The organism is Kocuria sabuli, assembly GCF_040981185.1.
In the GTDB taxonomy this organism is placed as follows: Bacteria; Actinomycetota; Actinomycetes; order Actinomycetales; family Micrococcaceae; genus Kocuria; species Kocuria sabuli.
The window spans coordinates 17,415-30,526 of sequence record NZ_JAVHZE010000008.1 but is presented as its reverse complement, the minus strand read 5'-3'; the positions used below and the strand labels follow the sequence as shown (position 1 = coordinate 30,526).

The 13,112-nt window shown below is 74.4% G+C and carries 13 protein-coding genes; all 13 read left to right on the top strand.

Going from position 1 to position 13,112, the window contains the following annotated elements; all coding sequences use genetic code 11:
* The 13 genes from RE027_RS09660 to RE027_RS09600 all read left to right on the top strand — a co-directional run bounded on the left by RE027_RS09660 (position 1) and on the right by RE027_RS09600 (position 13,096).
* On the top strand, positions 1 to 429 hold the full coding sequence (locus tag RE027_RS09660) for a cytidine deaminase (RefSeq protein WP_368808041.1): 429 nt from the start codon (positions 1 to 3) through the stop codon (positions 427 to 429).
* A gap of 72 nt (positions 430 to 501) precedes the next feature.
* Positions 502 to 1,809 (top strand): thymidine phosphorylase, encoded by a 1,308-nt coding sequence (locus tag RE027_RS09655; RefSeq protein ID WP_368808040.1) that lies wholly within the window; start codon positions 502 to 504, stop codon positions 1,807 to 1,809.
* Positions 1,810 to 1,880: 71 nt separating this feature from the next.
* A complete protein-coding gene (locus tag RE027_RS09650; RefSeq protein ID WP_368808039.1) occupies positions 1,881 to 3,416 on the top strand; it encodes a hypothetical protein in 1,536 nt (511 codons plus the stop codon).
* Positions 3,417 to 3,423: 7 nt separating this feature from the next.
* Positions 3,424 to 4,548 (top strand): adenosine deaminase, encoded by a 1,125-nt coding sequence (locus tag RE027_RS09645; protein ID WP_368808038.1) that lies wholly within the window; start codon positions 3,424 to 3,426, stop codon positions 4,546 to 4,548.
* Entirely contained in the window at positions 4,545 to 5,279 is a 735-nt protein-coding gene (locus RE027_RS09640) for a MazG nucleotide pyrophosphohydrolase domain-containing protein (protein WP_368808037.1), read from the top strand. The genes RE027_RS09645 and RE027_RS09640 overlap by 4 nt, the downstream gene beginning before the upstream one ends.
* A 178-nt stretch (positions 5,280 to 5,457) precedes the next feature.
* Entirely contained in the window at positions 5,458 to 6,741 is a 1,284-nt protein-coding gene (gene eno, locus RE027_RS09635) for a phosphopyruvate hydratase (protein ID WP_368808036.1), read from the top strand.
* A 112-nt stretch (positions 6,742 to 6,853) separates the two neighbouring features.
* A complete protein-coding gene (locus tag RE027_RS09630) occupies positions 6,854 to 7,522 on the top strand; it encodes an FtsB family cell division protein (RefSeq protein WP_368808035.1) in 669 nt (222 codons plus the stop codon).
* Between the two features lie 8 nt (positions 7,523 to 7,530).
* On the top strand, positions 7,531 to 8,139 hold the full coding sequence (locus RE027_RS09625; RefSeq protein WP_438612429.1) for a DUF501 domain-containing protein: 609 nt from the start codon (positions 7,531 to 7,533) through the stop codon (positions 8,137 to 8,139).
* Positions 8,140 to 8,208: 69 nt separating this feature from the next.
* Entirely contained in the window at positions 8,209 to 9,159 is a 951-nt protein-coding gene (locus tag RE027_RS09620; protein WP_368808034.1) for a Ppx/GppA phosphatase family protein, read from the top strand.
* Positions 9,160 to 9,182: 23 nt separating this feature from the next.
* The gene (locus RE027_RS09615; RefSeq protein WP_368808033.1) at positions 9,183 to 10,613 is read left to right on the top strand and encodes a S8 family serine peptidase; all 1,431 of its coding nucleotides are present in this window, start codon (positions 9,183 to 9,185) and stop codon (positions 10,611 to 10,613) included.
* A gap of 75 nt (positions 10,614 to 10,688) precedes the next feature.
* Positions 10,689 to 12,098: an NAD(P)/FAD-dependent oxidoreductase gene (locus tag RE027_RS09610; RefSeq protein WP_368808032.1), complete on the top strand. Its 1,410-nt coding sequence runs from the start codon at positions 10,689 to 10,691 to the stop codon at positions 12,096 to 12,098.
* Between the two features lie 225 nt (positions 12,099 to 12,323).
* Complete coding sequence (locus RE027_RS09605; protein WP_368808031.1) at positions 12,324 to 12,551, top strand: hypothetical protein; 228 nt, start codon at positions 12,324 to 12,326, stop codon at positions 12,549 to 12,551.
* A gap of 179 nt (positions 12,552 to 12,730) precedes the next feature.
* Positions 12,731 to 13,096 carry a hypothetical protein gene (locus RE027_RS09600; protein ID WP_368808030.1) on the top strand — a complete coding sequence of 122 codons (366 nt, stop codon included), beginning with the start codon at positions 12,731 to 12,733 and terminating at the stop codon, positions 13,094 to 13,096.
* Positions 13,097 to 13,112 lie beyond the last annotated feature (16 nt).

Here is a 13,112-nt window from a genome sequence, read left to right as displayed (position 1 = left end):
ATGAACGAGCACACGACCCCGGCCGAGGACGCGACCGCGGAGGGCGGGGGCGTCGACTGGGACCGGCTGCGCGCGGCCGCCGTCGCCGCCCGCGAGCACGCCTACGTCCCGTACTCCCGCTTCCCCGTGGGCGCGGCCGCCCTGACCGAGGACGGGCGGGTGGTCTCCGGGTGCAACGTGGAGAACGCCTCCTACGGGCTGACGCTGTGCGCGGAGTGCTCCCTGGTCTCCGCGCTGCACATGTCCGGGGGCGGCCGGCTGACCGCCTTCGTCTGCGTCGACGCCCGGGGCGAGGTCCTGATGCCCTGCGGTCGCTGCCGCCAGCTGCTCCACGAGCACCGGGCACCCGGCCTGCGCCTGCTCACCGTCTCCGGGGTGCGCACCATGGCCGAGGTCCTGCCCGACGCCTTCGGCCCCGAGAACCTCTGACGCCCCTGGGCACCTCCGACGGGCCCGAGCACCCGCGACGGCCCCGCACCGACCTCTCCGAAAGGAAACCCCATGACCGAGCAGTTCGACGCCGTCGACGTCATCCGGACCAAGCGCGACGGCGGGGCGCTCTCGCCCGGGCAGATCGCGTGGGTCCTGGACGCCTACACCCGCGGGGTGGTGGCCGAGGAGCAGATGAGCGCCCTGGCCATGGCGATCTTCCTGCGCGGCATGGACCGCGACGAGATCGCCGGCTGGACCCGGGCGATGATCGCCTCGGGGGAGCGGATGGACTTCTCGGACCTCGTGCGCTCGGGGGCCCGCACGGCCACCACGGACAAGCACTCGACCGGCGGCGTGGGGGACAAGATCACGCTGCCGCTGGCACCGCTCGTGGCGGTCTACGGGGTGGCCGTCCCGCAGCTGTCCGGCCGCGGGCTCGGCCACACCGGCGGCACCCTCGACAAGCTCGAGTCGATCCCCGGCTGGCGGGCGGCGCTGACCAACACCGAGATGATGGACCAGCTGCGCGACGTCGGCGCGGTGATCTGCGCGGCGGGCTCCGGCCTGGCGCCGGCCGACAAGAAGCTCTACGCGCTGCGGGACGTCACCGGCACCGTGGAGTCCATCCCGCTCATCGCGTCCTCGATCATGTCCAAGAAGATCGCCGAGGGGACCCAGTCCCTCGTGCTCGACGTCAAGGTCGGCTCCGGCGCCTTCATGAAGGACCTCGCGTCCGCCCGCGAGCTGGCCCGCACGATGGTCGACCTCGGCACGGACGCCGGCGTCACGACCACCGCGCTGCTCACCGACATGTCCACGCCCCTGGGCCTGGCGGTCGGCAACGCCGTGGAGGTCCAGGAGTCCGTGGACGTGCTCGCCGGGGGAGGCCCGGCCGACGTCGTGGAGCTCACCGTGGCGCTCGCGGCGGAGATGCTGGCCGCCTCCGGGATCCCCGATGCCGACCCCGCGGAGGCGCTGCGGGACGGGCGGGCGATGGATGCCTGGCGGGCCATGATCTCCGCCCAGGGCGGGGACCCCGACGCCCCGCTGCCGCAGGCCCGGGAGTCCGAGACCGTCACGGCGGAGGCCGACGGCGTGCTCGCCGAGCTCGACGCCTACAAGGTCGGGGTGGCCTCCTGGCGCCTCGGCGCGGGCCGCGCCCGGCGGGAGGACCCGGTCCAGGCCGGCGCCGGGGTCCTGCTGCACGCCAAGCCGGGCGACACCGTCCGGGCCGGCCAGCCGCTGCTGACCCTGCGCACGGACACCCCCGAGCGCTTCGCCCGGGCCCGCGATGCCCTCGAGGGCGCCGCCGTGGTGCTGCCCGCGGCCTCCGGGGCCGGGACGGGGCACGGGGTGCTCCTCGAGACCGTGCGCTGACACCCCCGGGGCGGTCCCCGCAGGCCCGCCTATACTGCGGGGAGAACCAGCGCGAAACGAGAACCGAGGGCGTGCGCACACGCTCAGAAGGGTGGGTCCAGTTGGGTCTGCGAGGCATTTTCCGGAAGAACACCGGTGACGGGACGCCGCGGCAGGAGACGGCGCCGGAGGACCGGCCGGCCGCTCCGCCGGCCGGCCGGCCCGGCTCCGCCGACGGGAGCGCCGATGCACCCGCCCCGGCGGCGCCGGAGCACGAGGAGCGCGAGGAGCGCGAGCCGGGGCAGGCCCGCCCGCTGCCCTCGGAGGGACCGCTGGCGGTGCTCGTGCAGCGGCTGACGTCCCGGGGCGCCGACCGCGCCGTGCTCACGCTGGTCCAGCGCGGCAACACCATGACGCACCAGACGGAGCAGTCCGTGGGCGACGTGGCCCCGTCCGTGGAGTCGGGCACCGTGGACCAGGACTCGCCGCTGTTCGACCCAGTGGCCGACCTCTACAGCGAGGCCATGTCCTCCCCGCGCGGCCCGTGGCAGAACGCCCGCATCGAGGTCGGCCCCGAGCAGGACGGGGTCCGTCCCGTCGTGGCGACCTACGGGTTCGCCGACGGCGCCGAGGACGTGCAGACCTGGCGGTCGGGCCGTCCCACCCCGGCCCCTCCGGCGAGCGCCGTCGGGACCGACGGCGACGCCGAGCAGCACGCCCCGGAGGCCCCGGCGCACGAGCAGGGGACCGGCGTGCCGCGCACCCAGGGCGACGCCCGCCCCGGGGACGGGACGCCGGAGACCGCCGAGCCGGAGACCGCCGAGCCCGAGACCGTGACCAGCGGCACCCCCGTCGTCACCGGGACCGACGGCCCCGCCGCGTCCCCGGCCGGGTCCGTCCCGGCACCCGGGCCCGCGCACGACCGGGAGCCCGACGACGGGCAGCGCGTCCCCGACCACGTGGACCACGAGGAGTGGCACGAGGACGTCGAGCCGCCCGCCCCGACGGGCGCGGGTGCCGCGGCCGCCGCCGCCGTCGCGGCCGGCACCTCGGGCGGCGAGGACCAGGACTCCTCGGCGCCCGAGACGGCCGTGTCCACCGACGTCTCCCCGTCCTACCGCGCGCCGTCCGGGATCGCGGACCGCCCCTCCCAGGACGCGCTCGCCACGGGCAACCTCGTGCTCAAGGAGGCCGACGTCCTGCGCCGGCTCTCGGCCGCCCAGCGGCGGCTGTTCGGCGAGGACGGCACGGCGATGGACGTCTCGACCGTCCTCGTGCGGATCCGCGCCCTGGGCACCTACTACGACGCCCTCACGCACGTGCGCAAGAACGGCTTCTGGGACCAGCGCCGCACCTTCGACCTGGTCCCGGAGGAGCTGCTGCACGTGCAGGAGCTCAAGGACGAGTCCTACGTGGAGGGCGCGGGCGCCCCGCTGGCCATGATGTTCCGCTTCCGGCCGGGCATCCCCCCGGAGGTGTCCTTCGACTACGCGGACGAGGAGGCCTTCGTGCGCTACGAGGAGCGGCTGCCCGCGCAGAACTACCTCGAGGAGCTGCGCATGTACCCGCGGACCGGGGCGAACATCCCGCAGCACATGAACGAGGCGCTGCAGGACTGGAACTACTGAGCCCGTCATGCTGAACTCCGCCGACCGCGGTCCGGCCCGCGTGCCGGGCCGCGTCCTCCGCGACCTGCCCAAGGTGTGCCTGCACGACCACCTCGACGGCGCCCTGCGCCCGGCCACGGTGGTCGAGCTGGCCGCCGCGGCCGGGCACCGGCTGCCGGTCGAGGAGCCCGATGCCTTCGGCCGGTGGGTGCGGACCAGCGCCGACTCCGGGTCGCTGGTGCGCTACCTCGAGACGTTCGAGCACACGGTGGCCGTGCTGCAGACCCCCGAGGCCCTCGTGCGCTGCGCCCGGGAGTACGTCGAGGACCTCGTGGCCGACGGCGTCGTGCACGCCGAGGTGCGGTGGGCCCCTGAGCAGCACACCGCGGGCGGGCTGTCGATGGCCGAGGCCGTCGAGGCCGTCCGGCTGGGTCTCTCCGAGGGCGTGCTCGCCGCGGAGGACGCCGGGCACGTCGTCTCCGTCACCCAGATCCTGTGCGCCATGCGCCACGCGGACCGCTCCCTCGAGGTGGCCCGCCTCGTGGTCGACAACCGGGACCGCGGCGTCGTGGCCTTCGACCTCGCCGGGCCCGAGGACGGCTTCCCGCCGGTGCGGCACCGCGCGGCCCTCGAGCTGCTCGCGGACGAGCTGGTGCCCGTGACCCTGCACGCCGGTGAGGCGGCGGGCATCTGCTCCATCCGGGACGCGCTGGCCACGGGCCGCGCCCTGCGGCTGGGGCACGGGGTGCGCATCGCGGAGGACATCGAGATCGAGGAGGAGGACGGCGTCGCGGTCGTCACGCTCGGCCGGACGGCGGAGTGGGTCCGGGACCGGGGCATCGCCCTCGAGGTCTGCCCCACGTCCAACCTCCAGACCGGCGCGGTGGCCGCCTTCGGCGACAGCCCGGCCCGGCACCCGGTGGACATGCTCTACCGCACGGGCTTCACGGTGACGATCTCCCCGGACAACCGGCTGATGAGCGGCACCACGGTCACGGACGAGCTCGCGTTCCTCGTCGCGCACTTCGGCTACGGGCTCGACGACCTGGAGCGGCTGCAGCGCAACGCCGCCGCCGCCGCGTTCCTCCCGCTGGAGGACCGCAGCGCGCTGGACGGGATGATCACGGAGGGCTTCGAAGGGATGCACGGATGAGCCAGGGGCACGGCACGGACGACGTCTCCGCGGGACTCGGGGTCCCGGAGCGGACCGCACAGCGATTCGCGGAGCTCGTGGCGGTCATGGACCGGCTGCGCTCCCCGGGCGGGTGCGCCTGGGACGGGCAGCAGACCCACGAGTCCCTCGTGCGCTACCTCGTGGAGGAGGCCTACGAGGTGGTCGAGGCGATCGAGGCCGAGGGCGGGGCCGCCGCCCACGCGTCCCTGCTGGTCGAGGAGCTCGGCGACGTCCTGCTCCAGGTGGTCTTCCACGCGCGGGTCGCCCAGGAGCGCCCCCGGGCGGAGGGCGGGTTCGACGTCGCGGACGTGCTCGAGGCCATCACGGCCAAGCTGGTGCGCCGTCACCCGCACGTCTTCGACCCGGGCGCTTCCGGGGACGTGGCGGGGGAGCAGACCCTCGACCAGCTGCACTCCCGCTGGGAGGACCTCAAGAAGGCGGAGAAGCCCGAGCGGACCGGGCCCTTCGACGGCATCCCGCCCCACCTGCCCGCCCTGGCCCTGGCGGAGAAGACGCTCGCCCGGGCCCGCAAGCACGACCTCGAGCCCGCCGCCCCCCACGGGGAGGAGGCCTCCGGCCCGTCCACCGAGGAGGAGCTGGGCGAGGCGCTGTTCGCGCTGGTGCGCACCGCCTCGGCCCGGGGCCTCGACGCCGAGCGGGCCCTGCGCGGCGCCGCCCGCGCGTACGCCGCCGCCCGGGAGGGGGACTGAGCCCGTTCCGGGACGCGGCCGGCAGGGACCAGGCCGCGACGAGTCGCTAGGCTGGATCCGGCGGGGTACCCGCTCACGGCGGGCACGTGCCCGGCCGGTGCCGGGCACCGGTCTCCCGCGCGTCCCGTCTCCGCACCACCGTCAGCACGAACGCCAGCACCAACGTCAGGAGCAACACATGGCCATGATCACCGCAGTGCACGCCCGCCAGATCCTCGACTCCCGGGGCAACCCGACCGTGGAGGTCGAGGTCCTGCTGGAGGACGGCAGCTACGGCCGCGCGGCCGTTCCCTCGGGCGCCTCGACCGGAGCCTTCGAGGCCGTGGAGCGCCGCGACGGCGACCAGAAGGTGTACCTCGGCAAGGGCGTCCTCGACGCCGTGAAGGCGGTGGACGAGGAGATCGCCGAGGCCGTGATCGGCCTCGACGCCACCGACCAGCGCCTGGTCGACCAAACCATGCTCGACCTCGACGGGACGGACAACAAGGGCGGCCTCGGCGCCAACGCGATCCTGGGCGTCTCCCTCGCCGTGGCCCGCGCCGCCGCGAACGCGTCCGACCTGGAGCTCTACAAGTACCTCGGCGGGCCCAACGCCCACGTGCTGCCGGTGCCCATGATGAACATCCTCAACGGCGGCTCCCACGCGGACTCCAACGTGGACATCCAGGAGTTCATGATCGCCCCGATCGGCGCGCCGACCTTCTCCGAGGCCCTGCGCATCGGCGTGGAGGTCTACCACTCCCTCAAGGCCGTGCTCAAGGAGCGCGGACTGGCCACCGGGCTGGGCGACGAGGGCGGCTTCGCCCCGAACCTCGAGTCCAACCGTGCCGCCCTGGACCTGATCTCCGAGGCGATCGAGAAGGCCGGCTACACCGTGGGCACCGACGTGGCGCTCGCCCTCGACGTCGCCTCCTCCGAGTTCTTCGAGAACGGCTCGTACAGCTTCGAGGGCAAGCAGCTGAGCGCCGCGGAGATGACCACCTACTACGAGGAGCTCGTGCGGGACTACCCGATCGTCTCGATCGAGGACCCGCTGGACGAGGACGACTGGGAGGGCTGGCAGACCCTGACCGCCTCCGTGGGCACCAAGGTGCAGATCGTCGGCGACGACCTGTTCGTCACCAACCCGGAGCGGCTCTCCCGCGGCATCGAGGAGGGCGCCGGCAACGCGCTGCTGGTGAAGGTCAACCAGATCGGCTCCCTCACGGAAACCTTCGACGCCATCTCCCTGGCCCAGCGGCACATGTTCCACTGCATGATCTCGCACCGCTCGGGCGAGACCGAGGACACCACGATCGCGGACATCGCGGTGGCCACCAACGCGGGGCAGATCAAGACCGGCGCGCCGGCCCGCTCCGAGCGCGTGGCGAAGTACAACCAGCTGCTGCGCATCGAGGAGGAGCTCGGCGACGCCGCACGCTACGCCGGCGCCTCCGCGTTCCCGCGCTACACCGCGCAGTGACGCACCGCGGCGACCGGGCCGGCCCCGCCGGCCCGGCCGCCGCACGGGCCGCCCGCCCGCCCGCGAGCGCTACACTGGTCCCCGTCCCCGCCCTTCCCCCCGTGAGGTCCTCATGCCCGCTCCGCGTCCCCGCACCAGCCGCCTGCTCGGCGGCCGGGACGCCGCGCGGGGCGCTGCACCGGGTGCCCGCGGGAGCGAGCCCGGCCAGGGCACCGGCTCCAGCGCCGTGGGATCGCCCACCCCCGCCCGGACCTTCAGCGGCCGGTTCCTGATCCTCACGCTCGTGACCGTGCTCATCGTCTTCCTGGCGGCGCCGACCACCAAGATCTGGCTCGAGCAGCGCGCGGAGATCGCCGCTCTCGAGCAGGCCATCGCGGAGATGGAGGCCGAGCAGGCGTCCCTGGAGGACCAGGTGGAGCAGTGGTCGGACGAGACCTACGTCAAGCAGCAGGCCCGGGACCGGCTCCTCTACGTCATGCCGGGGGAGCGGTCCTACCTCGTGGTCGGCGCCGAGGAGATGGACGGCGCCGTGGTGGACTCCTCGGCCGCCCAGGTGGAGGCCGAGAAGCCGGCGTGGGTGGACGCCCTCTGGCAGTCCGTGGTGGTCTCCGCCTACGAGGAGGCCCGCAGCACCGGGACGGCAGGGCCAACGGCGGACCGCACCGACAGCACCGGCGGGACTCCCGACCGGACGGACGACACCGTCCCGACCGCCCCGGCGGACGGGACCGACGAGCCGCAGGACGCGGCGACGGACAGCCGCGGCACGGCCGCGGAGTGAGGAACGGCGTGAACTCCCAGCACGGACACGAACCCGGCGACGGCACGGGCGGGACGCCGTCCCCCCGGGGGCTCGGGGTGACGGCCGCGACCGTCGAGCCCACGGCCCTGGACCTGCAGGTCCTCTCGCGCCAGCTCGGGCGCCCGGTCCGCGACGTCGTGGAGATCCCGGCCCGCTGCACGTGCGGGAACCCGCTGGTGGCGGCCACGGCGCCCCGGCTGGCCAGCGGGACCCCGTTCCCCACCGTGTTCTACCTGGCCCATCCCGTCATCACCGCCGCGGTGTCCCGGCTCGAGGCCGGCGGCCTGATGTACGAGATGTCGGACCGCGTCGCCGCGGACGAGGAGCTCGCCGCGGCCCACCGTGCCGCGCACGAGGACTACCTCGCCGAGCGCGCCCGGATCGGGGCCGAGGCCGGCACCGGGCCCGTGCCCGAGATCGAGGGCATCTCCGCCGGCGGGATGCCCGTGCGGGTCAAGTGCCTGCACGTGCTCGCCGGTCACTCGCTCGCCGCGGGCCGCGGCGTGAACGTGCTCGGCGACGAGACGCTCGACGCGATCGCCGAGTGGTGGACGCCCGGGGCGTGCCACTGCGACCCCGCCTGGCGCGAGGTCTGAGGCCCCAGGGCCCTCCCGCTCCTCCGCCCGCTCCTTCCATCCAGCCCCCCTTCACCCCGAGGACGACCCATGCGCGTAGGCGCCATCGACTGCGGCACCAACTCCATCCGACTGCTCGTCGCCGACACCCGGGAGGAGGAGGGGCGCACCGTCCTCGACGACCTCGTGCGGGAGATGCGCGTGGTCCGGCTCGGCCAGGGCGTGGACGCCACCGGCTGGTTGGCCGAGGCGGCCCTCGAGCGCACGTTCGCGGCCGCCGAGGAGTACGCCGGGCTGCTGGAGCAGCACGACGTGGAGCGGCTGCGCTTCGTGGCCACGAGCGCCACGCGCGACGCCGGCAACCGGGACGTCTTCCTCGCCGGGATCCGCGAGCGGCTCGGCGTGAGCCCCGAGGTGATCACCGGGGACGAGGAGGCGGACCTGTCCTTCCTCGGTGCCTCGGCGGCCGTGCCCGGCAACGATCCCGAGGACCGGGTGCTCGTGGTCGACCTCGGCGGCGGGTCCACCGAGTTCGTGCTCGGTAACTCCCGGGGGGTGCGCGCGGAGCGCAGCGTGGACATCGGCTGCGTCCGTCTGACCGAGCGCCACCTGGGCGCCAACCCGCCCACGCCGGAGCAGCAGGCGGCTCTCCTGCGCGACGTCGACCGGGCCCTGGACATCGTCCAGCAGACGGTCCCGCTCGCCGAGGCCACCCACCTCGTCGGGGTGGCCGGGACGATCACCACCGTCACCGCGCACGCGCTGGAGCTCTCCGCCTACGACCCCGAGGCCATCGACGGGACCGAGCTCACGGCCGAGCGGATCGACCGGGCCTGCCGGGCGATCACGGCCATGACCCGGCAGGAGCGCGCCGCGCTGCCCTACATGCACGAGGGCCGGGTCGACGTCATCGGTGCGGGCGCCCTGGTGTGGCGACGGGTGGTGGAGCGGGTCGGGCTCGTCACCGGTGGCCGCGTGTGCACGGCGATCGCCAGCGAGCACGATATTTTGGACGGGATCGCCCTGTCCCAGGTCGGCTGACCGGCCTCGGCCCGGAAGGACCCATGACCTCCACCTCCGCCCGCTCCCGCACCCCGCGCCGCTGCGCCGCGGCGCGCTGGGGCGCCGCGGCGGCCGCGTGCGCCGTGGCCGGCGCCGTCGCGACGGGCCCGGCCCACGCCCGCCCCGGTGCCCCCGCGCCCAGCATCCCGATCGAGGACCCCGTCACCGTGGCCCCGGTGCCCCGTGAGGGCGCCACCCCCGCACCGGACACCTCCCGGATCGCCGAGGACGGCATCCGCCCCCTGCAGTACTGGCTGGACGAGTACGGTGTCCGCGAGGCCTGGGAGGAGTCCACGGGCGAGGGCGTGCGGATCGCGGTGATCGACACCGGGGTGGACGGGTCCCACCAGGACCTCGAGGGCGCCGTGGTCGGCGGCACCGACGTCTCGGGCGGGGGCGCCCCCGACGGCCAGGACGGCCTCGGCACGGAGCCCGAGCACGGCACCCTGGTGGCCTCCGTCGCCGCGGGAAGGGGACACGTGGCCCCGGGCGGGCGCGACGACGACGCGCCGGGCCGCCCCGCCGGGGTGATCGGCGTGGCCCCGGACGCGGAGGTGCTCGCCGTGTCCACGTGGCTGGGCGGGGAGACCTCGGAGGTGCGCAGCGTCGACGAGCAGCTCCCGGACGCCGTCCGGTGGGCCGTGGACCACGGCGCGGACGTCATCAACATGTCCGTGGGCTCCAACACCACCTCCTGGCCCGAGAGCTGGGACGAGGCCTTCCTCTACGCCGAGGAGAAGGACGTGCTCGTCGTCGCCTCCGCGGGCAACCGGGGCTCCGGCCTCGTCCAGGTCGGCGCCCCGGCCACCATCCCCGGGGTGCTGACGGTGGGCGGCGTCGGCCGCAGCGGGGAGGCGAGCTGGGAGTCCTCCTCGCAGGGCATCTCCATCGCCGTCGCGGGTCCCTCCGAGGACATGGTCGGCGCCATCCCCGGCGACCGCTACGCCTCGTGGGCCGGGACCTCCGCGTCCGCCCCCGTCGTGGCGGGCACCGCCGCGCTGATCAAGGCGAAGTGGCCCGAGATGAGCTCCGCCCAGGTCGCCAACCGGATCATCTCCACCGCCCGGGACACCGGGGCCCCCGGGAAGGACCCGCTCTACGGCTACGGGGTGCTGGACGTCGAGGCCGCCCTGACCGATGACGTCCCCGAGGTCGAGGCCAACCCGCTCGGCAGCATGCAGCAGTGGGTGCGGGTACACCGCCGCAGCGCCGCGGCCACGCCCAGCGCGACGCCCTCGGAGAGCGCCGCGCCCGTCACCGAGGAGGTCGAGGCCGAGGTGGCCCCGCCCGAACCGGTCGCCCCGATCGACGAGACCGGGCTGCTGCCCGTGATCGTGCTCACGGGCTTCGGGCTGCTCGTGCTGGGCCTGACCGCCGGCGCGGTGGTGCACATCCGCCACATCGTGCGCGATGACGCGGGCGGCCGGTCCTGACGCGGTGCCGGAACACGGTACCGTGCGTCCCGCACGAGGTCTGGGGCCGGCAGGTTTCTGAGTAGACTCGGGGGCATGTCTTTCATTCAACTGGCTAAGGACCGTCCTCGCCTTCTGGTCGTCGGCGGCGGCTACGTCGGCTTCACGGTGGCGCAGGAACTGCAGAAGCGGATCAAGGACTCCGGCGGGATCGTCACCGTCGTGGATCCCAACCCGTACATGATGTACCTCCCGTTCCTTCCCGAGGTGGCCGGCGGCAACATCTCTGCACGCAGCGCGGTGGTGCCCTTCCGCCAGCACCTCAAGGACAGCGAGATCGTCACCGGGCACGTGCTCGGGGTCGACCACGCGAACCGGGTCGCGACCGTCAAGGGCATCGACGAGGGCGAGACCTTCGATCTGGCCTACGACGAGATCGTCATCGCCGGCGGCTCCGTCACCCGCGCCTTCCCGATCGAGGGCCTCGCCGAGAACGGCATCGGCCTCAAGACCATCGAGGAGGCCGTCGCGGTGCGCAACTGGGTGCTCGAGCGCATCGAGGTCGCCTCGCTCACCACCGACGCGGACGCCAAGCGCCGGGCGCTGACCTTCGTGGTGGTCGGCGGCGGCTACGCCGGCACCGAGACCATCGCCGAGATCGAGGACATGGCCCGCACCGCGGTCGACCGCAACGGGCGGCTCACGGCCTCCGACGTGCGTTTCGTGCTCATCGAGGCCATGGGCCGGATCATGCCCGAGGTGTCCGAGGACCGTGCCGAGAAGGTCGTGGCGCACCTGCGCAGCCGCGGCATCGAGGTGCTGCTCAACACGTCGCTGGACTCCGCGGTGGACAAGCACCTGAAGCTCGTCGACATGCGGGACAAGTCCTCGGCCGGCGAGTTCGACACCGACACGCTCATCTGGACCGCGGGCGTGCAGGCCAACCCGCTCGTGCGCAACACCGACTTCCCGCTGGACGAGCGCGGCCGCGTCCGCGCCGGCGCCGATCTGCGGATCACCGGCGACGACGGCCCCCTCGAGGGCGCCTGGACCGCCGGTGACGTCGCGGCCGTCCCGGACCTCACCGGTGGGGGCGTCGGCGGGTTCTGCGTGCCCAACGCCCAGCACGCGGTGCGCCAGGCGCACACGATGGCCAAGAACATCATGGCCGTTCGCGCCGGCAAGCCGCTCCAGGACTACTACCACGAGAACCTCGGCGCGGTCGCCGGGCTCGGCCTCTACAAGGGCGTGGCCAGCATCAAGAACCTCCCGGGTCTGCCGGAGAAGGGCCTCGAGTTCTCCGGCGTCGCCGCCTGGGCGATGCACCGGCTCTACCACGGCTACGCGATCCCCACCCTGGACCGCAAGGCCCGCGTCTTCACCGAGTGGGCCCTGAACTTCGTGTTCGGCCGGGACATCACCACGCTGCGCCACGAGCGGGACCCGCGGATGCGGTTCCAGGTCGCGGCCGGCCAGGCGCCCGCTCCCCGCAAGGCCAACCTCTGACAGGTCCCCTCCCGATTCGACCCCGCTCCGGCACCGCGCCGCGGCGGGGTCGAGCCGTCTCCGGCCGACGCATTGCGGACCGTGCTGGGCACCGGGGCCGCGGCGCGGCAGACTGGCAGGGGAGTCCGGTCCGACGGAATGCGCCGCAGAGCGCCCACGGCCAAGCCGGACCGGGCCACCCCGATCCCGATCCCGATCCCGATCCCGATCCCGCCGGAGGCTGTCGTGAAGACCCGTATCGCCGAGAGCATCGCGATCATGACCATCGGCGACGGCGTGGTCGCCGCGCTGTTCCCGTCCCGGCACGCCGCCCGGTGGCAGATCGGGCCGGTCCCCGTGCGCCGCGCGGTCTCGGTGTTCGTGGAGCACCCCGGGCTGATGCGGGCCGTCGGGATCGCCCAGGTCGCCGCCGGCGTGGCCTGGGTCGCCGCACTGCCCCCAGCCGACGGGTGAGCGGCCTCCGCCGGTGCCCGAGCCGTCCCCGACGGTGCCGGTGCGCGGTCGGCGGCCGGACGGCGGGGCACGGAGCCGGAAAACGCACACCGCCTTGTGGGACGTGCCGGGTGTTCCCTAACCTGGCGCGACCGCGGGACACGTTCTCGCGCCGTCCGCACGCGAAGAAGGGTGCACCCATGGACCACCACGCCGCCGTCCTCGTCCAGGTCGACCCCCTGAGCGCCTCCGTGCGACTGGTCGTGAGCGGATGCCTGACCGAGCGCAACCAGCAGGCCGTGCGCCCGTTCGTCGTGCGGGCCCGCACGCTGATCCCCCCGGCGACCGTCACGGTCGACCTGACCGGTGCCGACCACGTCGAGGCCGCGGCGGTGGACCTGCTGCGCTGGACCCTCGACGAGGACGCCATGCTGGAGGGGAACGGTCCGGTGGAGCTCCTGCTCCCCGATCCGCTCCCCGGCCACCGGCCCGCGCAGCCGGACCGCCTGCTCGCGCCGTACGGCGGGCGCCGCGGCCCGGGCACGACGCCCGGGCTCGCGGCGTGAGGAGCACGAGAGCAGA

Bases quoted from the DNA above. Each gene is read 5' to 3' on its own strand.
- RE027_RS09660 (WP_368808041.1), top strand. From the start codon at position 1: ATGAACGAGCACACGACCCCGGCCGAGGACGCGACCGCGGAGGGCGGG.
- RE027_RS09655 (WP_368808040.1), top strand. From the start codon at position 502: ATGACCGAGCAGTTCGACGCCGTCGACGTCATCCGGACCAAGCGCGAC.
- RE027_RS09645 (WP_368808038.1), top strand. From the start codon at position 3,424: ATGCTGAACTCCGCCGACCGCGGTCCGGCCCGCGTGCCGGGCCGCGTC.
- RE027_RS09640 (WP_368808037.1), top strand. From the start codon at position 4,545: ATGAGCCAGGGGCACGGCACGGACGACGTCTCCGCGGGACTCGGGGTC.
- eno (WP_368808036.1), top strand. From the start codon at position 5,458: ATGGCCATGATCACCGCAGTGCACGCCCGCCAGATCCTCGACTCCCGG.
- RE027_RS09630 (WP_368808035.1), top strand. From the start codon at position 6,854: ATGCCCGCTCCGCGTCCCCGCACCAGCCGCCTGCTCGGCGGCCGGGAC.
- RE027_RS09620 (WP_368808034.1), top strand. From the start codon at position 8,209: ATGCGCGTAGGCGCCATCGACTGCGGCACCAACTCCATCCGACTGCTC.
- RE027_RS09615 (WP_368808033.1), top strand. From the start codon at position 9,183: ATGACCTCCACCTCCGCCCGCTCCCGCACCCCGCGCCGCTGCGCCGCG.
- RE027_RS09610 (WP_368808032.1), top strand. From the start codon at position 10,689: ATGTCTTTCATTCAACTGGCTAAGGACCGTCCTCGCCTTCTGGTCGTC.
- RE027_RS09600 (WP_368808030.1), top strand. From the start codon at position 12,731: ATGGACCACCACGCCGCCGTCCTCGTCCAGGTCGACCCCCTGAGCGCC.